15 protein-coding genes are annotated in these 21,113 nt (G+C 66.0%); 12 read left to right on the plus strand and 3 right to left on the minus strand.

Translation table 11 applies throughout. The annotated features are described in order from the left end of the window. Positions 1 to 34 precede the first annotated feature (34 nt). The 4 genes from ACFCVM_RS17375 (at position 35) to ACFCVM_RS17390 (ending at position 4,894) form a co-directional block, all read left to right on the plus strand. On the plus strand, positions 35 to 1,699 hold the full coding sequence (locus ACFCVM_RS17375; RefSeq protein WP_375837982.1) for a sugar ABC transporter ATP-binding protein: 1,665 nt from the start codon (positions 35 to 37) through the stop codon (positions 1,697 to 1,699). Continuing rightward, positions 1,696 to 2,742 carry an ABC transporter permease gene (locus ACFCVM_RS17380; RefSeq protein ID WP_375837983.1) on the plus strand — a complete coding sequence of 349 codons (1,047 nt, stop codon included), beginning with the start codon at positions 1,696 to 1,698 and terminating at the stop codon, positions 2,740 to 2,742. The genes ACFCVM_RS17375 and ACFCVM_RS17380 overlap by 4 nt, the downstream gene beginning before the upstream one ends. After that, positions 2,739 to 3,788: a galactofuranose ABC transporter, permease protein YjfF gene (gene yjfF, locus ACFCVM_RS17385; protein WP_375837984.1), complete on the plus strand. Its 1,050-nt coding sequence runs from the start codon at positions 2,739 to 2,741 to the stop codon at positions 3,786 to 3,788. Before ACFCVM_RS17380 ends, yjfF begins: the two co-directional genes overlap by 4 nt. Positions 3,789 to 3,862: 74 nt before the next feature. After that, positions 3,863 to 4,894, plus strand: coding sequence for a LacI family DNA-binding transcriptional regulator (locus ACFCVM_RS17390; protein ID WP_375837985.1), 1,032 nt, complete (start codon positions 3,863 to 3,865; stop codon positions 4,892 to 4,894). 17 nt (positions 4,895 to 4,911) lie between these two features. Here the strand turns inward: ACFCVM_RS17390 and ACFCVM_RS17395 are convergent, their stop codons facing one another. Then, complete coding sequence (locus ACFCVM_RS17395; RefSeq protein ID WP_375837986.1) at positions 4,912 to 5,295, minus strand: glyoxalase superfamily protein; 384 nt, start codon at positions 5,293 to 5,295, stop codon at positions 4,912 to 4,914. 140 nt (positions 5,296 to 5,435) lie between these two features. Between ACFCVM_RS17395 and ACFCVM_RS17400 the strand changes: the two genes are divergently transcribed. Further along, complete coding sequence (locus ACFCVM_RS17400) at positions 5,436 to 6,014, plus strand: HhH-GPD-type base excision DNA repair protein (protein ID WP_375837987.1); 579 nt, start codon at positions 5,436 to 5,438, stop codon at positions 6,012 to 6,014. Between the two features lie 134 nt (positions 6,015 to 6,148). Here the strand turns inward: ACFCVM_RS17400 and ACFCVM_RS17405 are convergent, their stop codons facing one another. Next, positions 6,149 to 7,282 carry a glycoside hydrolase family 76 protein gene (locus ACFCVM_RS17405; RefSeq protein WP_375837988.1) on the minus strand — a complete coding sequence of 378 codons (1,134 nt, stop codon included), beginning with the start codon at positions 7,280 to 7,282 and terminating at the stop codon, positions 6,149 to 6,151. Between the two features lie 192 nt (positions 7,283 to 7,474). Further along, on the minus strand, positions 7,475 to 8,275 hold the full coding sequence (locus tag ACFCVM_RS17410) for an alpha/beta fold hydrolase (RefSeq protein ID WP_375837989.1): 801 nt from the start codon (positions 8,273 to 8,275) through the stop codon (positions 7,475 to 7,477). Positions 8,276 to 8,488: 213 nt separating this feature from the next. On the opposite strand from ACFCVM_RS17410, the gene ACFCVM_RS17415 reads away from it, so the two are divergent. From ACFCVM_RS17415 to ACFCVM_RS17445, 7 genes are all read left to right on the plus strand, one after another. Further along, positions 8,489 to 12,919 (plus strand): endo-alpha-N-acetylgalactosaminidase family protein, encoded by a 4,431-nt coding sequence (locus ACFCVM_RS17415; protein WP_375837990.1) that lies wholly within the window; start codon positions 8,489 to 8,491, stop codon positions 12,917 to 12,919. Between the two features lie 468 nt (positions 12,920 to 13,387). Continuing rightward, positions 13,388 to 13,621, plus strand: coding sequence for a glutaredoxin-like protein NrdH (gene nrdH, locus ACFCVM_RS17420; protein ID WP_056005481.1), 234 nt, complete (start codon positions 13,388 to 13,390; stop codon positions 13,619 to 13,621). A 60-nt stretch (positions 13,622 to 13,681) separates the two neighbouring features. Next, positions 13,682 to 14,098, plus strand: coding sequence for a class Ib ribonucleoside-diphosphate reductase assembly flavoprotein NrdI (nrdI, locus tag ACFCVM_RS17425; protein WP_375837991.1), 417 nt, complete (start codon positions 13,682 to 13,684; stop codon positions 14,096 to 14,098). A 32-nt stretch (positions 14,099 to 14,130) separates the two neighbouring features. Continuing rightward, positions 14,131 to 16,236, plus strand: a complete 2,106-nt coding sequence (gene nrdE / locus ACFCVM_RS17430) for a class 1b ribonucleoside-diphosphate reductase subunit alpha (protein WP_179552163.1) — start codon at positions 14,131 to 14,133, stop codon at positions 16,234 to 16,236. A gap of 58 nt (positions 16,237 to 16,294) precedes the next feature. Beyond that, a complete protein-coding gene (gene nrdF, locus ACFCVM_RS17435) occupies positions 16,295 to 17,317 on the plus strand; it encodes a class 1b ribonucleoside-diphosphate reductase subunit beta (RefSeq protein WP_056005472.1) in 1,023 nt (340 codons plus the stop codon). 96 nt (positions 17,318 to 17,413) lie between these two features. Next, positions 17,414 to 18,109, plus strand: a complete 696-nt coding sequence (locus tag ACFCVM_RS17440; protein ID WP_375837992.1) for a hypothetical protein — start codon at positions 17,414 to 17,416, stop codon at positions 18,107 to 18,109. Between the two features lie 504 nt (positions 18,110 to 18,613). Further along, entirely contained in the window at positions 18,614 to 21,049 is a 2,436-nt protein-coding gene (locus ACFCVM_RS17445) for a hypothetical protein (RefSeq protein ID WP_375837993.1), read from the plus strand. Positions 21,050 to 21,113: the final 64 nt, after the last annotated feature.

Below are 21,113 nucleotides of genomic sequence, written 5' to 3' on the forward strand. Positions count from 1 at the left end.
GGCTCCGCACCGAGCGGACGCCGCCACAACCTCGATGGAGAGACTCGTGACCCAGGCATCCGTCGCCGCGCCCGTCATCGAGATGCAGGGCATCTCGATCACCTTCCCCGGCGTGAAGGCGCTCGACGGCGTCGACTTCCGCATGTTCCCCGGCGAGGTGCACTCGCTCATGGGCGAGAACGGCGCGGGCAAGTCCACGCTCATCAAGGCCCTCACGGGCGTCTACGGCATCGATGCCGGCACCATCACCCTCGCGGGCGAGCAGGTCTCGTTCAGCGGCCCCGCCCAGGCGCAGGCCTCGGGCATCTCGACGGTGTACCAGGAGGTCAACCTCCTGCCGAACCTCTCGGTGGCCGAGAACATCATGCTCGGGCGGGAGCCCCGCCGGTTCGGCTCGATCGACTGGCGGGCGATGCGCCGCCGCGCCGCCGAGCTGCTCGCGGGCCTCAACCTCGACCTCGACCCGGGCTCGCTCCTCGGCGACCACTCGCTCGCGGTGCAGCAGCTCGTGGCGATCGCACGCGCGATCGACGTGCAGGCGAAGGTGCTCATCCTCGACGAGCCCACGTCGAGCCTCGACGCCGACGAGGTGGCCGAGCTGTTCCGCGTCATCCGATCGCTCAAGGAGCAGGGCGTCGCGATCCTGTTCGTCTCGCACTTCCTCGACCAGGTGTACGAGATCTGCGACCGACTCACCGTGCTGCGCAACGGCAGTCTCGTGGGGGAGTACCTCGTCGAGGAGCTGCTGCGCATCGACCTCGTGCAGAAGATGATCGGCAAGGAGCTGACCACGCTCGACGACCTCGAGCAGCGCGCCCGCTCGGTGGTGGTCGACGAATCCGACGCCGCGATCTTCGTGAACGCCGAGGGACTCGGGCGCCGCGGTGCGATCAACCCGGCCGACCTCCCCATCGCCGCCGGCGAGGTCGTCGGCCTCGCGGGCCTCCTCGGCTCCGGACGCACCGAGCTCGCGCGACTGCTCGGCGGCATCGACCGCGCCGACCAGGGCGAGCTCGCGATCAGCGGCAAGGTCACGAAGCTCCGCACGCCGAGGCAGGCGATCTCGAACCGCATCGCCTACTCGTCCGAGAACCGTCGCGACGAGGGCGTCGTCGGCGACCTCACGGTGCGCGACAACATCGTGCTCGCGCTGCAGGCCGACCGCGGGTGGTTCCGGCCCATCCCCGCGAAGCGGCGCGACGAACTCACGCAGAGCTACATCCAGGCGCTCAACATCCGCCCGGGCAACCCCGACGCCCTCGTGCGCAACCTCTCGGGCGGCAACCAGCAGAAGGTGCTCCTCGCACGCTGGCTCGCCATCGCACCGCGTCTCCTGATCCTCGACGAACCTACTCGCGGCATCGACATCGGGGCGAAGGCCGAGATCCAGAAGCTCGTCTTCAACCTCGCCGAGAACGGCATGAGCGTGCTGTTCATCTCGGCCGAGCTCGAAGAGGTGCTGCGCCTCAGCCACCGCATCGTCGTGCTGAGGGACCGGCACGTCGTCGCCGACCTCGAGAACGACGGGCTCACGGTCGACTCGCTCCTCGCGCTGATCGCCGAGGGCTCGAGCGACGACGAGGTTCCGGATGCCGCGGGCGGCGTGCCCATCGCCGTCGCCGTGTCCGGCGCGCAGGGTACGACCCCCACCGACCCGACCCCGACGACCCCCACCGACCCCACAGGAGGAAGCCGATGAGCGCCCTGCTCGCCAGGCTCGTCGCGAGCCGGCTGTTCTGGCCGATCGTGATGCTGCTTGTGCTCTTCACGATCAACCTGATCGCGTTCCCCGGCTTCTTCGCGGTGACGCTGCGCGACGGGCACCTGTTCGGCAGCCTGATCGACATCCTCCGCAACGGCGCGCCGACGCTGATCATCGCCGTCGGCATGACCCTCGTGATCGCGACGCGGGGCATCGACCTCTCGGTCGGCGCCGTCGCCGCGATCTCGGGTGCGGTCGCCTGCTCGATCATCCTCGGGTCGCCCGAGCCCGGGAGCCCGGCGACCGTCGCCGTGGCCGTGACGGTCGCGCTGATCATCTCGCTCGTGCTCGGCATGTGGAACGGATTCCTCGTCGCGGTGCTCGGCATCCAGCCGATCATCGCCACGCTCATCCTCATGACCGCCGGCCGGGGCGTCGCGATGCTCATCACCGAGGGGCAGATCATCACGGTGAACAGCCCGCCGTTCAAGGCGCTGGGCTCGGGGTTCTGGTTCGGCATCCCCATCGCGGTCATCATCGCGGCCGTCGTGTTCGGCGTCGCGGCGCTCGTCACCCGGCGCACGGCGCTCGGCATGTTCATCGAATCGGTCGGCATCAACCCCGAGGCGAGCCGGCAGGCCGGGGTGCGGGCGCGGGGTCTCCTCTTCGTCGTCTACACGTTCAGTGCGTTGTGCGCGGCGATCGCGGGCCTCATCCTCACGGCGAACACGGCCGCGGCCGACGCCAACAACACGGGCCTGTTCATCGAGCTCGACGCGATCCTCGCGGTCGTGATCGGCGGCACCTCCCTCGCCGGCGGCCGGTACTCGCTCGTCGGCACCCTCGTCGGCGCCCTCGTGATCCAGACGCTCGTGACGACCGTGTACACGGTCGGCATCCCGCCGATCGCGACGATGGTGTTCAAGGCGGCGGTCGTGACGATCGTGTGCCTGCTCCAATCGCCGACCACGAACGAGGCGCTCGGCGACTTCCGACGAAGACTGGCCCTGCGTGCCGGCAAGGGGGTGGCGGCGTCATGACGAAGCTCCTCGACGCACCCGAGCGTCCCCTTCCCACCGGCGGCCCGAAGGGCGGGGCCCCGCGAGCGGGTCTGGCACGACGCATCCGGAACCTGCTGACCAGCCCGAAGTACGGGCCGGTCACGGTGACGGCCGTGCTCTTCGTCGTCATCTTCATCGCGGGCGGCGTGCGCTACCGCGGCTTCTTCTCGGGCCAGGTCTTCCTCAACCTGCTCGTCGACAACTCCTACCTGATCGTGCTCGCTGTGGGCATGACGTTCGTGATCCTCACGGGCGGCATCGATCTCTCGGTGGGCGCGGTCGTGGCGCTCAGCGGCATGATCGCCGCGAGCCTGCTGCAGACGGGGTGGTCGCCCGCAGCGGTGATCCCGCTCATCCTCGTGCTCACGAGCATCCTGGGTCTGCTCGTCGGGCTCATGATCCACGTGTTCAAGGTGCAGCCGTTCATCGCCACACTCGCGGCGATGTTCCTGGCCCGCGGACTCTGCTACGTGATCAGCCAGAGCTCCATCTCGATCACCGACCCGACGTTCGTGCAACTGGCCGTTGCGCGCATCCCGCTCGGCGGCAACCTCTCGATCACCCCCAGCGTCATCATCGCGGTGGTCGTCGTGGCGATCGCCGTCTGGGTGCTGCACGCCACGCGGTTCGGCCGCACCGTGTACGCGATCGGCGGCGGCGAGCAGAGCGGCCTGCTCATGGGCCTGCCCGTGGCGCGGACCAAGGTGCTCGTCTACGTGATCAGCGGGTTCTGCTCGGGCCTGGCCGGCGTGCTCTTCACCTTCTACACGCTGTCGGGGTATCCGCTCACCGCGATCGGCACCGAGCTCGACGCCATCGCCGCCGTCGTGATCGGCGGTACCCTCCTCACGGGCGGCTACGGCTTCGTGCTCGGCTCGGTGCTCGGCGTGCTGGTGCTCGGCGTCATCCAGACGATCATCACGTTCGAGGGCACCCTGTCGTCGTGGTGGACGAAGATCTTCATCGGTGCCCTGCTGCTCGTCTTCATCATCCTGCAGAAGGTGCTCACGTCGCGGCGGCGATAGCGGGCTGCCGTCTCGGATAATGATGTGCAGCAGACAGAGCGCGCGGAAGCGCCGGGCAGGAGTCGACGGAACCGGTGAGTGAAGACGACAAGGCGCGCGCGGCCACCATCTTCGATGTGGCCCGGCTCGCCGGCGTATCGCACCAGACGGTGTCGCGTGTGCTCAACGAGCTGCCGAACGTGCGGCCCGCGACGCGCGACCGTGTCGAGAAGGCGATCAAGCAGCTGCGGTACGTGCCGTCGCAGGCGGCGCGCGCCCTCGTCACGCGACGCTCGCGCACCCTCGGCCTCATCACGACCGGTGCGCCCGACTTCGGTCCCTCGGCGACGGCCCTGCACTTCAACCAGGCGGCGCGCGATGCCCGGTACGCGGTCATCATGGCGAGCCTGCTCGAGACGGATGCCGCGTCGCTGCGGTCGGCCGCCGAGATGCTCGTCCGCCAGAACGTCGAGGCCATAGTGCTCATCGCGGCGCACCGAACGGCCGTCGACGCGGTGCAGGGCATCGAGCTCGGCGTGCCGCTCGTCGCCGTCGCGTCGCAGGGCTCGGGGCTCGCGCACCGGGTGTCGCTCGATCAGTTCGAGGGAGCGCGGCGGGCCGTCTCGCACCTCGTCGAGCTGGGGCACCGCGAGATCCGCCACCTCGCCGGGCCGGAGGATTCGATGGATGCCGCGGAGCGCGCCCGCGGCTGGCGCGACGTGCTCGCCGCCCATTCGCTCGTCGCCCGTGAACCGCTCGTGGGCGACTGGTCGCCGGCGAGCGGGTATCGTCTCGGGCGCCAGCTCGCCTCATCCGACCCCGACTTCACCGCGGTGTTCGTCGGCAACGACCAGATGGCGCTCGGCGTCATCCACGCGCTCACCGTCGAGGGTCGCTCGGTTCCGGGCGATGTGAGCATCGTCGGCTTCGACGACATCCCCGAGGCCGAGCACCTCGCACCGCCCTTGACGACCGTGCGGCAGGACTTCGCGCTGCTCGGGCGCGATGCCGTCGCCGCAGTGCTCACGGTGCTCGGCGACGAGGAGGCGGAGGACCTGCCCGTGCGGTCGCCGACGCTCGTCGTGCGCGCATCGACACGAGCCGTCGGGCGCCCGCCGGGCGCGTAGGTCGCCGGTGCCGCGGGCTACGCCTGCTGGCTGTAGTCGGGCAGCTGCTGCAGGGTCCAGACGTTGCCGTCGGGGTCGGCCACGCTGACGAAGCGGCCCCATGCCTGCTCGTCGACGCCGTTCGCGTCGACGCCCTTCGCGCGGAGGTCTGCGAGCACGGCGTCGGCGTCGGGGATCACGACCTGGATCGTGTCCTGGCGACCCGGTTCGAGCGTGCCGCCGAGTCCGGTGCCGATCGCGATCGAGCACGCGGAGCCGGGCGGCGTGAGCTGCACGAACCGCACCTCGTCGCTGACCTGGAAGTCGTGATCGGCGTTGAACCCGAGCTTGTCGACGTAGAACGCCTTCGCGCGGTCGACGTCGGTGACGGGCACGTGGATGAGTTCGATCTTCCAGTCCATGGTGACTCCTCGTAGGGGTGCGGTGGTGCGATCCGTTCCATCGAATCGCCTGCTTCGACGGTAGGCAATGAAGCGGACAGTTTCCGTCCGCATTGAGAACCCGAGCGGATGCCTCGACGCCCGAGTGGAAGGATGGACGCATGGCATTGCACATCACGGGGGAGCAGGCCGCCGACGAGCTGCTCAGCGACGACGCGTTCGCGCTGCTCACGGGAATGCTCCTCGACCAGCAGGTGACCATGGAGTCGGCGTTCGCGGGGCCCGAGAAGATCCGCGCGCGCATCGGCTCGATCGACCCCGAGGCGATCGCGGGCTACGACCCCGACGCCTTCGTCGAGGTGTTCAAGCAGACGCCGGCGGTGCACCGCTTCCCGGGCTCGATGGCGGGCCGCGTGCAGGCGCTCGCGTCGGCGATCGTCGACGACTGGGGCGGCGAGGCATCCGCGCTCTGGACGCAGGGCGAGCCGAGCGGCGCCGAGGTGCTCAAGCGGCTGAAGGCGCTGCCGGGCTTCGGCGACCAGAAGGCGAAGATCTTCCTCGCGCTGCTCGGCAAGCAGTGCGGACTCGAGGCGCCGGGCTGGCGCGAGGCCGCCGGGTCGTACGGCGACGAGGGGGCGTTCCGCTCGGTCGCCGACATCGTCGACCCCGAGTCCCTCGCCAAGGTGCGCGCCACGAAGCAGGCCGCGAAGGCCGCGGCGAAGGCCGCCAAGACGAGCTAGCGTCGTGGGCCTCGTCGCGACGCTCGACGGGCGCCGACGAACGCGACACACTCGTCCGTCGTCGCCAAGCGGCTCCCGACGCGAGCGAATGGGCGACCGGTCATCACGAGCCGGCCGCCCATTCCCGTCCAACCTCAGAGCGCGGCGACCATCAGCGAGGTTCCCGAGTCCTGCCGGCCGATATCGGCACGATCGAAGGGTCCGCCCCACAGCAGACCGAACTGGTTCGCAGCATTCCGGTCGACGGAGTAGGCGAGCGCAGCCTGGTTCTTCAGCCACTTCTTGTACGGATGGCCTCGCAGCACGTCATCCAGTTCCGCGAGGTTGCGCGCGAAGATGCCCTTGAACGCCGACTGATCCGTGTTGCACCGGGTGGGCTCGCACGGCTCGGTCAGCACGCCTCCCGGCGCCAATGCGGGGCTGGAGAGCGTGGCATCCGCGATCGCCGTCGCCTGGGTGAGCAGGCTGCGGTCACCCGTTGCCTCGGCGAGCTCGACCAGGCCGCCGATCAGCGAGCCCTGGTTGTAGGTCCAGGTCGTCCCGCCGTTGTTCGTGCAGTCATCTCGGAGGCCATCGTTCACCAGGTCGTCCGAATTGATCATGCCGCTCGCCTTGAACCACTCCCATGTCTCGACCGCACGGGAGAGGTAGAACGTGTCTCCCGGGATGGCGTTGTGGAGGGAAGCCGCCAACTTGAGGTACAGCGAATTGCTGATGGCGTTCTTGTAGCTGTTCGATGGAATGTCCCACACGATTCCGCCACCGCACCGGTCATCCCAGTAGTCGCGCATGTAGGCCTCGTCGAGCTTGGCGATGTCGAGGTATTCGGTCTTCCCCGTGAGTTCGTACAGGCGCACCATCGCCAGCGCGTACCATCCCGTGTCGTCGGTGGAGTCGGTCCGGAACTCACCCCCGCCCTGCGGCCACCAGTCCTGCGGAGCCCGAAGGGTCGCCACCGCCTCTTCGACCAGCGGGAGGTAGGACGTGTCATGCGCCCGCTGCTCGAAGTCCAGCACCACCTGCAGCGAGTTTCCGGTCTGCCACCAGGACGGGCCGGGATCGAAACGTCCGTTCTCCGGGTTGTAGAAGTCGACCAGTGCAGCCACCGCCGCCGCCGCGCGGTGACGAGGGCTGTTGGACTCCGTTTGGACCTGCGGGGGCTTGTGCCCGTCGGGCTGCGCCGCCTGCGCCGGTATCGCCGTTCCGATCATCAGCACGCTCGCGGCCGCGCCGATGATCACTCTCCATGTGCTCTTCATGTGCCGCATGTCTTCGTCTCGCTCCTTTGCATGACAAATTTGTGCTGACAATAACACATAGGGTGGTTCGTCACAGGTTCCCGTGACGGTGATCGATCGACCAGTCGGCGCACACAACGGTCTCTGCGGTTCGCCCGAATCGCTGCGAAGCACGCGACCTTCGGCGGCTTCGATGACCTCGCTGATCGGCGAAAGGCGCCCTCAACCGCCGACGAGGAACCCCGCGATCGCGAGCGCCATCGACTTCGGCTCCCACGCGTGGTCGGCGGCGGGCACGGTGCCGCGGACCGCGTGCGGCAGGCTCGCGACGAGCGAGTCGGCCGCGGGCCTCATGAGGTCGAGCGTCTGCTCGCCGACGAGCACGAGGGTCGGTTGCGTGATCCCCGCCCAGAGTGCCGGTCGTGCCGCGCTCTGGGTCCAGGCGAGCGCCTCGGCGTCGGGCTCGAGGCTCGGGCCCATCGCCGTCATGACCGGCCAGCCCGGGCCCGACTTCGCGCCCGCGAGCCACTCGGGCGGCATGTCCTTCATGAAGTACTCGATCGTCGCGTCGCCGTCGCCGGCCGCGATGCGCTCGCGCAGCCCGGCGAGGAATTCCGCGCCGTCGGTGCCGAGCTCGGCGCTCAGCGGCACCTCCCACAGCACGAGCTTCGAGACGGCGAGCCCGGATGCCGCGGCCGCAAGTGCGATCGCACCGCCCGAGGAGCTGCCGAAGAGGGCGACGGCATCGTCGGCGCCCTCGGTGGCGACGGCGATGAGCGCGCGGAGGTCGTCGAGCGTCTGCTCGAGCGTGATCGGCGCCTCGGCGGGGCTCTCGCCGCGCCCGCGCCGGTCGTAGTGGAAGACGGTGAACCCGTGGCGGGCCAGCTCCTTCGCCATCTCGACGCTCGCCGGGTCGAACGCGCGGAACTGCATGGCCCCGTCGATGAGGATCACGGGCGGCCCCGATCCCTGCCGGTCGTAGGCGATGCGCGTGCCGTCGGCTGAGGTCGCGAACTCGGTCATCGGGCGTCCCTTCATCGGGTGCGAAGATCTGGCTCGACGTCAGGCTACGCCGTCGCCCGCGCGGCGACAATGAGTGTTATCGATAAACAACGCGGTGGAGTTGATCGCGGTCGTGTGGCGACGCATTCGAGAAATAGCTTGCACCGATGCGTGAACTCCATCAAGATACCGATTGATACCGATAACAATTGTGATCGACGCTTGGAGCCAAGGATGCCTTCACCACGTTTCATCGACCGACTCGGCAGGATCGGCCTCGCGGGTGTGCTCGCGGCCGGCGCGCTGATCCCGATCACGGCGGCGTCGGCCTCGGCCGCCCCGCTCGGCGGCGCCGCCGACCGCGCGGCCGCCGCCACGGCAGGTGCCGCAGTGACCTCCGGCGACCTGCTGACGCTCACCTCGAAGCAGCTCGAGGTCGCCGTCTCGGCGGCGTTCCCGCAGGTGGTCGGCTACACCGACCGCGCGACGGATGCCTCGATCGCCGGCAACCCCGATGTGCTCACGAGCCTCATGGTCAACGGAGCGGCCGAGCCGGTCACCGTGACGTCGGAGCGCGCGGGCAAGCAGGCGGTCGACTACACGCTGACCCCGACGAACCTCGAGGGCGTCGTGATCGAGGCGCGCCTGAGCCTCAAGGGCAACGTCGTCACGTTCGCCGTGACCGGCATCACCGATCCGGGCGGGGTCGTGCGCTCGCTGCAGATCCCCGGCCAGAACCTCGTGACGGTGTCGTCGGCCGACCCCGGGGCATCCGTCGCCGCGGCGAACCTCTCGGTCAACCGCAACGTCTCGGGCGACACCTTCATCCCTGTGACCGCCGCGACGCCGCTCGACGCGAGCGCCAAGTCGTCGAACGCGATCATCGTGAACACCGGCGAGCTCGCCGCGGCGTTCGCGACGAACTCGCTGTACGACACCTCCTCGGGCGCGGGCAACAAGGACTCCGGCAACTTCTGGCGTCAGGCCGTGAGCGACGGCGCCGGCGGCGTCGAGGTGGGCGTCTCGAGCGGGCAGTGGCTCGTGCGGGCCGACCGCTCGACCACGGTCGAAGAGCTGCCCTGGGTGAAGGTCGCCATCGCGGCCGACGCCAACGGCGACGGCACGGTCGACTGGCAGGACGGCGCGATCGCGATGCGCGACATCCGCGTCGCCCCGTTCAAGGGCGACGAGACGCCCGACAACGTCGTGACGCACATCCCGTTCAACTTCGCATCGCAGGCGACGCACCCGTTCCTGCGCACCCTCGACGACGTGAAGCGCGTCTCGCTCGCCACCGACGGCCTCGGCCAGGTCGCGATGCTGAAGGGCTACACGAGCGAGGGCCACGACTCGGCGAACACCGACTACGGCGACAACTTCAACGAGCGCGCCGGCGGTCTCGACGACCTCAACACCCTGCTGAAGCGGGGCGAGAAGTGGAACGCCTCGTTCGGCGTGCACGTGAACGCGACCGAGATCTACCCCGAGGCGAAGTCGTTCAGCGACGCCCTCGCCGACGAGAACGCCAAGGGCTGGAACTGGCTCGACCAGTCCTATTACATGGACCAGCGCGAAGACGTCGTCTCGGGCACCCTCGACGAGCGCATCGGCGAACTCGCCGACGCGACCCACGACAACCTCGACTTCGTCTACGTCGACGTGTACTACCAGTTCGGCTGGCTCGCCCAGAAGATCCAGGACTCGCTCGTCGACCACGACTTCCGCGTCGGCTCCGAATGGGCCGACAAGCTCAGCGAGAACAACACGTGGTCGCACTGGGCGAACGACGAGAAGTACGGCGGCACCGACAACAAGGGCGTCAACTCCCAGATCCTGCGGTTCGTGAACAACTCGCAGGCCGACGTCTGGAACCCCGACCCGAAGCTCGGCGCCACGCACATCATCGAGTTCGAGGGCTGGACCGGGCAGAACGACTTCGACGGGTTCCTGCAGAACGTGTGGACCGCGAACCTGCCGGCGAAGTTCCTCCAGCACGAGGAGATCACCCGCTGGACGCCAGAGCAGATCGACCTCACCGGTGACGTGAGCGTCACCGGCGCCACCGCGGCCGAGCGCAACATCACCGTCGACGGCACGAGCGTGCTGCAGGGCGGCACCTACCTGCTGCCGTGGTCGTCGAAGGAGAGCGAGAAGCACGACAAGCTCTACCACTACAACCCCGCGGGCGGCACGACCACGTGGACCCTCACCGACGAGTTCGCGAAGAATCGCTCGCTGCAGCTGTTCAAGCTCACCGACACGGGACGCGAGAAGGTCGCGGATGTCGCCGTCGTCGACGGCACCGTCACGATCGAAGCGGATGCCGCGCAGGCCTACGTGCTGACGGGCGGCAGCAAGTCCACCGTCGCGAGCGAACTGCCGAAGAAGGCCGAGTTCGGCGACGGCACCGTCGTGGCCGACCCCGGGTTCAACGCCGGCACGCTCGACGCCTGGAACCCGACCGGTGGTGCGGCGCCGCTGCGCGACGAGCTCGGCCGACGCTTCGCGACCCTCGGCGCCGAGGCGTCCTCGATCAGCCAGAAGTTCGACAAGCTGCCCGCCGGCACCCACTCGGTGAGCGCATGGGTCGAGGTCGAGTCGGGTGCGACCCGCCCGACGACCCTCTCGGTCGACGTGCCGAAGGGCGACTCGCAGTCGGTCACGGTCGACTCCTCGGGGGCGACGAACTACGTGGCCGCCGACGACAAGAACGGCACGAACCTGCAGCGGCTGCGCGTGCTGATCGACGTGCCGAAGGGTGGGGCGAGGCCGACGCTGACGATCGCGGCCGAGGCCGGCGAGGCATCCGTCGTCATCGACGACGTGCGCGTCGTCGAGACGAGCCGCGCCGAACTCGGCGACGGCGTGGTCTACGCCGAGGACTTCGAAGACGTCGACTTCGGCTGGGGCCCGTTCATCAAGGGCGACGCCGGCGGACCGACCGACCCGCGCACGCACATCGCCGGCCGCAACGAGCCGTTCACGCAGAAGGGCTGGAACGACCGCCCCGTCGACATGGTGCTGAACGGCGACTGGTCGCTCATGGCGCATGAGGAGAACCGCGGCCCCGGCGGCGGCCCCGGCATGGTCTACCGCACCTCGGAGTACACGATCCCGTTCGAGCCCGGCCACAGCTACCGCGTCTCGTTCGACTACCAGAGCTCGAAGGCGGGGGAGTACGCCTGGGTCTCGGGCTACGACCGAGCGAGCGGGCCCGCGGTGACCGCGTCGACGACGTTCGGGGAGGCCACCGACACGACCCGGTTCAGCCAGACGGTCGACGCCGGGTTCTGCGGCGACACCTTCGTGGGCCTCTCGCGCATCGGCTCGGCCGACGGCGCCGAGCTGATGCTCGACGACCTGCTCGTCGAGGACCTCGGCGCATCGAGCGCCGTGCCCGCGTGCGCCCAGCTGACCGGCGAGCTCACGCCCGACGTGATCGAGCAGGGCACCGAGCAGGAGTTCGTGACGACGTTCACCTCCGATGAGGCGGTCGACATCGCCGACGTCGCGGTCACCCTCGACGTGCCGGAGGGCTGGACGGCCGAGGCGACGGATGCCGCAGCGGCCGCGACCCTCGCACCGGGCGCCTCGCTCACCACCCACTGGAACGTGGTCGCCCCGGCCAGCGCCGACGGCAGCTACACCTTCACGGCGAACGCCACCTACTCGACCACGGTCGAACCGGTCGGCGAGCGCAGCATCTCGGCGGAGACCGCCGTGCGCACGCTCCCCGGCCCGCCGCAGGCCGACGTGTTCGCGAGCGACCACCCCTGGGTGAGCGCGACGAACGGGTGGGGCCCGGTCGAGCGCGACCGTTCGAACGGCGAGCAGGGCGAGGGCGACGGCAAGCCGATCACGCTCGACGGCGTCGTCTACGAGAAGGGACTCGGCACGCACGCGCCGAGCAGCGTTCGCTACTACCTCGGCGGCTACTGCACCGCGTTCACGGCTCAGGTCGGCATCGACGACGCGCAGAAGACGCGCGGCTCGGTGCAGTTCAGCGTGGTCGCCGACGGCCGCACGGTCGTGACCACGCCCGTGCTCGGCGCCACCTCGGCGACCCTGCCGATCAACGCCGACGTCGCCGGGGCGCAATACGTCGACCTGATCGTCGGCACCACGCCCGACGGCAACGGCAACGACCACGCCGACTGGGCCGACGCGAAGTTCGACTGCTCCGACCAGGTGACCGAGCCCGGCGGCCCGACCGCACCGGTCGGCACGGTGTTCGTGAGCGACCTGCCCTTCGTCTCGTCGACGAACGGGTGGGGACCGGTCGAGCGCGACCTCTCCAACGGCGAGGATGCCGCAGGCGACGGGTTCCCGTTGAAGGTCGGCGGGGTCTCGTTCGCCAAGGGGCTCGGCACGCATGCCGACTCGAGCGTCACGGTGCTCGCCGGCGGCGTGTGCTCGGCCTTCACCGCGACCGTCGGCCTCGACGACTCGCACGACGCGAAGAAGAACGGCGACGTGGTCTTCATCGTGAAGGGCGACGGCGTCGAGCTCGCCCGCACGGGTGTCATCACCTGGGCGGACCCCGGCCAGGCGCTGAACGTCGACGTCACGGGCGTCGACCGGCTCGAACTCGTCGTCGATCGCAACGCCGACGACGCGGGCGACGACCACGCCGATTGGGGGAACGCGACGCTCGTCTGCGCGTGATCGGGTAGACGTCGTCCGAGGGGAGACGACGGGCGGAGTCGGGGGATTCCGCGAGTGGCCGGTGAGGGTGAAGGATGCCTCGCCGGCCACTTCCGTGCGCGCCCGCGCGTCGTGCCGCGGTGATGTCGGTGGGTGGTGGCAATGTGGAGGTCACAACACCATATGTAGGGGTCGGGTGCGCGTAGCACCCCCAAGGGTTCCGATTCGCGACACGCCCGGCATCAATCCACAGGGCAAGAGATTTCGAAGTCGCCGGTTGTGGATAACCAGGGTCGAAGCCGCGAGAATCCGCCGGTCACCGAGGCATCCGCTGTTCATAACCCGTGGATAACCCCGTGGATAACTACACGAATGTAACTACAGCATGTTGTGGCAGTCGAGTTCTTCGAACACTAGATGTAGTATTGAAGTACGAAATGCAACACCGGGGGACAGGCTCCTCCAGAGCCTGAGAACGAGGGGAAAACAATGACGGTCACGGTCTACACCAAGCCTTCTTGCGTCCAGTGCAACGCGACGTATCGCGCCCTCGACAGTAAGGGCATCGAGTACGAAGTGCTCGACCTCTCTGTCGACGAGAGCGCCCTTGCGCAGGTCAAAGAGCTGGGCTACCTGCAGGCTCCGGTCGTCATCACCGACGAAGGCCACTGGTCGGGATTCCGTCCCGACAAGATCGACGAACTCGCCTCTCGACTCGCGTAGTGAGTGCCGGTGAGCTCGGGGGAGTGAACCGGTGGAGAACGCAGTCGCGAAGGACGCACCATGACGAATCTGGTCTACTTCTCGAGCGTCTCGGGCAACACGAAGCGCTTCATCGAGAAGCTCGGCCGCCCTGCGGCCCGCATCCCGCTGCATGCGCGTGAAGAAGCACTGCACGTCGACGAGCCCTACGTGCTCGTCGTGCCGACCTATGGCGGCGGCGACGGCAAGGGTGCCGTTCCGAAGCAGGTCATCCGCTTCTTGAACGACCCCGACAACCGCTCGAACATCCGCGGCGTCATCAGCGCGGGCAACACCAACTTCGGTACGGCCTTCGGTCTGGCCGGCGACATCATCGCCGCCAAGACCGGGGTGCCGCACCTCTACCGCTTCGAAGTATTCGGAACACCAGACGACGTTCGCGCCGTCAACGATGGATTGGACGCATTTTGGCAAACACAGCGACAACTGACGGCGTAGCGCTCATCGACGCACCGCGCTCGGCGAGCGGCATGGACTACCACTCGCTCAACGCGATGCTGAACCTCTACGGTCCGAACGGCGAGATCCAGTTCGACAAAGACCGTGAAGCGGCGCGCGAGTACTTCCTGCAGCACGTCAACCAGAACACCGTCTTCTTCCACTCGCTGAAAGAGCGCCTCGACTACCTCGTCGAGAAGGAGTACTACGAGCAGGCAGTGCTCGACCAGTACTCGTTCGAGTTCATCACGAAGCTCAACGACCTGGCGTACTCGAAGAAGTTCCGCTTCGAGACCTTCCTCGGCGCGTTCAAGTACTACACGAGCTACACGCTGAAGACGTTCGACGGCAAGCGCTACCTCGAGCGCTTCGAAGACCGCGTCGTCATGACGGCCCTCGGCCTCGCACAGGGCGACGAGAAGCTCGCCGTCAACCTCGTCGAAGAGATCATCGGCGGTCGCTTCCAGCCGGCCACCCCGACCTTCCTCAACACGGGCAAGGCCCAGCGCGGCGAGCTCGTCTCCTGCTTCCTGCTCCGCATCGAAGACAACATGGAGTCGATCTCCCGCGGCATCAACTCCGCCCTGCAGCTCTCCAAGCGCGGCGGCGGCGTGGCGCTCTCGCTCTCCAACATCCGCGAGGCCGGCGCCCCGATCAAGCAGATCGAGAACCAGTCGAGCGGCATCATCCCCGTGATGAAGCTCCTCGAAGACAGCTTCAGCTACGCCAACCAGCTCGGTGCCCGCCAGGGTGCCGGCGCGGTGTACCTGAACGCGCACCACCCCGACATCATGCGGTTCCTCGACACCAAGCGCGAGAACGCCGACGAGAAGATCCGCATCAAGACGCTGTCGCTCGGCGTCGTCGTGCCCGACATCACGTTCGAGCTCGCCAAGAACGGCGAGGACATGTACCTCTTCTCGCCGTACGACGTCGAGAAGGTCTACGGCAAGCCGTTCGGCGACATCTCGGTCACTGAGAAGTACCGCGAGATGGTCGACAACCCGCGCATCAAGAAGACCAAGATCAACGCGCGCGAGTTCTTCCAGACGATCGCCGAGATCCAGTTCGAGAGCGGCTACCCGTACATCGTGTTCGAAGACACGGTGAACAAGGCGAACCCCATCAAGGGCCGCATCAACATGTCGAACCTGTGCTCCGAGATCCTGCAGGTCAACACGCCGACGACGTACAACGAAGACCTGAGCTACAACGAGATCGGCAAGGACATCTCGTGCAACCTCGGCTCGCTGAACATCGCGCTCACGATGGACTCGCCCGACTTCGGCAAGACGGTCGACACCGCCATCCGCGGCCTCACCGCCGTGTCGAACATGAGCCACATCACCTCGGTGCGTTCGATCGAAGACGGCAACGACAAGTCGCACGCCATCGGCCTCGGCCAGATGAACCTGCACGGCTACCTCGCCCGTGAGCGCATCTTCTACGGCAGCGAAGAGGGCATCGACTTCACGAACATCTACTTCTACACGGTGCTGTTCCACGCGCTGCGCGCATCGAACGCCATCGCCAAGGAGCGCGGCGAGACCTTCGTCGGCTTCGAAGACTCGAAGTACGCCTCGGGTGAGTTCTTCGACAAGTACACGGATGCCGCGTGGGTGCCCGCGACCGCCAAGGTCACGCAGCTCTTCGCCGACTCCAACGTGCACATCCCGACGCAGGAGGACTGGAAGGCGCTGAAGGCGTCGATCCAGGAGCACGGCATCTACAACCAGAACCTGCAGGCCGTGCCGCCGACCGGTTCGATCTCGTACATCAACAACTCGACGGCCTCGATCCACCCGATCGCGTCGAAGATCGAGATCCGAAAAGAAGGCAAGCTCGGTCGCGTGTACTACCCGGCTGCGTTCATGACGAACGACAACCTCGAGTACTACCAGGACGCCTACGAGATCGGCTACGAGAAGGTCATCGACACCTACGCCGCGGCGACGCAGCACGTCGACCAGGGCCTCTCGCTCACCCTGTTCTTCAAGGACACGGCGACGACGCGCGACATCAACAAGGCGCAGATCTACGCATGGAAGAAGGGGATCAAGACGATCTACTACATCCGCCTGCGTCAGCTCGCGCTCGAAGGCACGGACATGACCGAGTGCGTCTCGTGCATGCTCTGAGCATCGCGCACCGCTGAAGACCCGTCGCCACGAGACATCCGCTCAGAAAGAACCTGACATGACCCTCACAGACCCGGTGAACTCCGCCAGCAACGATCCCGCCCACACGGGCGGCAAGCTGAAGCTGGTCAGCCACGTCAATGCGATCAACTGGAACCGCATTCAAGACGACAAGGACCTCGAGGTCTGGAACCGTCTGGTCAACAACTTCTGGCTGCCCGAGAAGATTCCGCTGTCGAACGATATCCAGTCGTGGAACACGCTGACCCGCGACGAGCAGGTGCTGACGATGCGCGTGTTCACCGGTCTCACGCTGCTCGACACGATTCAGGGCACGGTCGGCGCGGTCTCGCTCATCCCCGACGCGATCACCCCGCACGAAGAGGCCGTCTACACGAACATCGCGTTCATGGAGTCGGTGCACGCGAAGAGCTACTCCTCGATCTTCTCGACGCTCTGCTCGACGAAGGACATCGACGACGCGTTCCGCTGGTCGGTCGAGAACGAGAACCTTCAGAAGAAGGCCGCGATCGTCATGGAGTACTACCAGGGCGACTCGCCACTGAAGCGCAAGGTCGCCTCGACGCTGCTCGAGAGCTTCCTGTTCTACTCGGGCTTCTATCTGCCCATGTACTGGTCGTCGCGGGCGAAGCTCACGAACACTGCTGACATGATCCGCCTCATCATCCGTGACGAGGCCGTGCACGGGTACTACATCGGCTACAAGTTCCAGAAGGGGCTCGAAGGTCTCTCGCAGGCCGAGCGCGACGACCTGAAGGACTACACGTTCTCGCTGCTCTACGAGCTCTACGACAACGAGGTGCAGTACACGCAAGACCTCTACGACGGCGTCGGCCTGACCGAAGACGTCAAGAAGTTCCTGCACTACAACGCCAACAAGGCACTCATGAACCTCGGCTACGAGCCGATGTTCCCGAAGACCGTCACCGACGTGAACCCGGCGATCCTCTCGGCGCTCTCGCCCAATGCCGACGAGAACCACGACTTCTTCTCGGGGTCGGGCTCGTCGTATGTGATCGGCAAGGCCGTTGTGACTGAGGATGAGGACTGGGACTTCTAGAGTGTGCAGGCAGCGAACTCGCTTTTGCCCTCAGACTGCGCCGTGCATTGAGCCGTCTTTCGGCACGCTGGTATCTGCGCATCGTGAGAATCGGCGATGACGTTGCCCGCTGGTTCGATTCCGCAAGAGATTCAGGCGGGAATCGACAGCAACGAAAGGTATCGGGTTCGAGCGCGGAGCGTGGCCACGCTGGTCGCGGCCGCGGCCGGTGCGCTGGCTGCGGGGCTGGTGATTAGCCCTCCAGCAAGCTGGCCTGTCCTTTCGCGGCTTCTCGGAGTTTCGGGCATAGTCCTCCTCGTGCTTGCCACTGGCGCGTTCGTTGTTGCGTCGCTGGTCCACGCAAGGACAAGCAAAGATCAGAAGCGGCACCCCATTCGAGCCTTCTTCAGGCCTTGGGAGACTCGATACGAGAGTGGGCTGGTTGGGGATGTCGGGGTAACTCGTACGCAGTTAGACTCCATGCTCCGTCGCATATTTCTGTTCATGAACCTCGGTCTATGGGCGGCAGGCCTCGCGGGGCTTTGCATAGTGGCGGGCCTGATATTCGCAACGACCTTCAGCAACGAGCCGGTGGCGGTCCATGTAGCGACTAGCGGCGATATGCCGGTGATTCAGGCGTGTGAGGATCTCCCGGACTCCTTTCCAGGGCATGTAGCCCGAGAGTATCTGCTGGCATCGGCCGTCGTTCCAGTGACGATCGATGGAGAGATGTGTGGGGGGACAGCGAGCGGCCAGCTCACCGTCTATCTGGATCGGCAGTCAATCACCTTGTTCGAAGGCGTCGATGGATAGCGTCGGAGTGATCGTGGCCTGGGAGTCGTTGCTCGCGTTGGACTCGATTGCATGGAGGGACGGCGTGGACGAGGCGGTCCTAGGATTGGGACCAAGCGCGGGCCTCGTCCGATCGGCAGGTGCCGCCGATCCACACGCCGACCTTCTCTTCGTCGCGTATATGGCGTCAGACCACCAAGAGATTTCGTCCGCACTCCTTCTACTCGATTGTCTGAAGCGTGCGCCTGTCGCTGAGACGCTCGTGCTCTTGGCCTGCGGGCGAACTAGGCGAGGCGCTGCCGTGTCCGAGGGCGACATGAGGAAATTGATCGGAGCCCAGGCTGCCTCATACGGGCGGGAGCGAGTTCCATATCGCCTTACAGAGGCCGCGAATGTCAGTGACCGCGCAGAGGAACTTATCTTGCGACATCTCAATCGTCATAGAGTCATCGTGCCTCGCAATGAAGCTGAGGTCGCAGTTCAGGATGACTTGACATACTCCCTTCCCCTACGTCCGGAGGACCTGTGAACAGAGATCTCCAGATCGAATGGTTGATGGCCTGCCTCGCACCGTGGACTGTCTCCCCACATCCCAACTTCAGCGAGGACGATGTGGCGGGTGCATCACGATTGGCGCTAGTCACGGAAATGCGCCTCGACCGAGAGTCGGGCAGATACGGGAACGCAGACTATTCGGAATCGGCGCTCTGGCCAGAGAGGCTTGTCGCTGCCGCACGTTCTTCGATTGAAGCGAATACGCAGGTCGCCGCTATCGAACTGCTTTGGGAGTTGGCGTTCGACGATTCACTCCCTGCGGGAGCTCGAACGGCTGCGGCTCTCTACGGCAGCGTGGGACTCGCCGATGTTGATCATGCGGACAAGGCAGTGGGTCGGCTAACGCGTTTGATCGCAGAGCTCGAGATGCCCGCCAATGGCGGTGACACCCCCACCTTTGGTCTCCTCTTGGGTGCACTCCACCTTCAACTTTCTGCCCGGAACTATGACATCGGCGCGTTTGAAGACGCCCGCGCTGCGGCAGATGCAGCCCTTCGTTGGTTGCCGCAAGCGGCTGAACGGCACTACGACAAGTTCTCTGTTTCGAGAGGAATCAGCTGGGGGTCCTCGACTGTTCAGCGCGACGTAGCGAAGTCAATGAAGCAGCATGCGATCTCAACCAAATCTTTGTTGGAAGGGATCTCCGGCGAACTCTGGGTCAGCGTTGTTCGTTCCCGTATCAATTGGGTCGACGCAAGGCTTCGGTCGGTTTCCGCTGCACGTGACGAGATGGTAGTGCGAGACGCATTCGAGAAGAGGTTCGATTCCACTTCCGGTGCCCGTGTATTCGCTCGCGAAGCACCATATGAACGTGGGTATTCGGTGTTGCTTATCGCTGAATTGTCTGGGAGCGTGAGCAGGATTCGAAGCGAGCGAGAATCGCTCGGAAAAGTGCTCCTCGTTAGCTCGCGACAGGATGTCCACGCGACTGCAGAGGCTGTCAAGTTACTTCGTCAGGCCAAGGCGACGAAACCACTGGAATCGGCGGTGCGCTGGCTCCGTGGACAAGGGCCATCGAACGTTCTCCGCATCGATAGCGAACGAATTCTGGAGCGCGGGCAACGCCTTGCTAACGTCACCGAAGCTGACCTGATCGTTCTTGCGGCGAGTGCCGACTACCTACTGCCGGAGGACCTGCGTCTTGCCGTCCAGATAGCGGCAAACTATCCGAACGCCGAGCGTCGAGCTGGGCAAGCGGGGTGGTCGATCCAAGACAAGATGTGGAAGGCTATTTCCAAGCTCGTCGAGGACAGCGGCGAGGATGAGTTTGTCGCGGTACTGGCGATCGAGGCGCTCGAATCTGGTGAAGTAAACCAGCCGATGTCGACGACCATCGGGCAGGCACTGGAGAAGCTCGACTGGGCACTGGTAACTAGCGAGACGGCCAAGCGGTTCAAAACGTGGCTACAGATGCTTCCAGATGCCAGCGATCGGGATGAAAACGAGTACGTGCGTTTCGTGCTGCGCGAGCGATTCCCGAACGAGGCCGTCGCTTTGCTGCCATCCCCTGTAGGGCGGCTTGCGCTCTTGGCTGATGAGGGACTCGGTGATGGCCAGGACGCGTCAGATATTGATAAGGCCAGCTTGGAACTAAGCCAGTTCCTCAAGGCGGAAGCGGCCAACTCCATCGATGGCCGGATCTCGTTCGGCGGGACATCAACTGCTGACGTTGCGGCGGCGTTCGCCATTCGATTCAGCGATGACCGTGTCTGGGAGACGCTCACGGAGTATCTATCGGATGCGCGCGTGCACGCTCAACTCAAACAGCGCGCTCTTGATCGCATTGCGAGCTTTTCCAACGCAGTGCCTCAGAACATACAGAGCAGGCTTAAGTCGTCTTGGGCTGGGGTCATCGACAGCAAGCGCGATGACGGAATGTTTGGTGAGCCACCGCTTCCCGTATTTGCAGCCGCAGTACGGGCTGGTGGCTCTATCGGAGCCATCACTGAGCAGGATGCCCTCGATAGCGTTATGGCGCTCGCGGCAGCCAACGAACAGGCCCGGATTCAAGCAGCTCGCACGATCCCGTATGTGCTGGACCTCGGCGACCCAACCTGGGGTCACACCCTGCTCCTGCAGATGGCGCGCGATTCAAACCCCGACGTGCGCGCAGCGGCGGGGCAGTCTATGGTCCTGTCTCTGCGGGCCAATTCCGGCCTGAACGGTGCCGTGCATGAGAGAGTTCTAACGTTGCTTAGCGAAGACGGAATAAGGGTCCCGCTGGGCGTACTCCACGGAATACAGCGAGCGGTGAGTACGACCGATCTGCCCGATACTCTGACGGACCTAATGAAGCATGTGGCACGGGTGGCGGAATCACATACCGTGCCGCGAGTTGTTCGAAAGGCCGCAGCGCACGCGGTGGAGCTTTTTCAGGGCAAGTCAGAGGTTGTCAGCAAGACTTGATCGCGGCCCTGCACGTCCAGTAGGTCAGCTGAGGGACATCCAGCCAGATGCTCGTTGGCTCACA

This window comes from Agromyces sp. NPDC056389 (assembly GCF_042262385.1).
In the GTDB taxonomy this organism is placed as follows: Bacteria; Actinomycetota; Actinomycetes; order Actinomycetales; family Microbacteriaceae; genus Agromyces.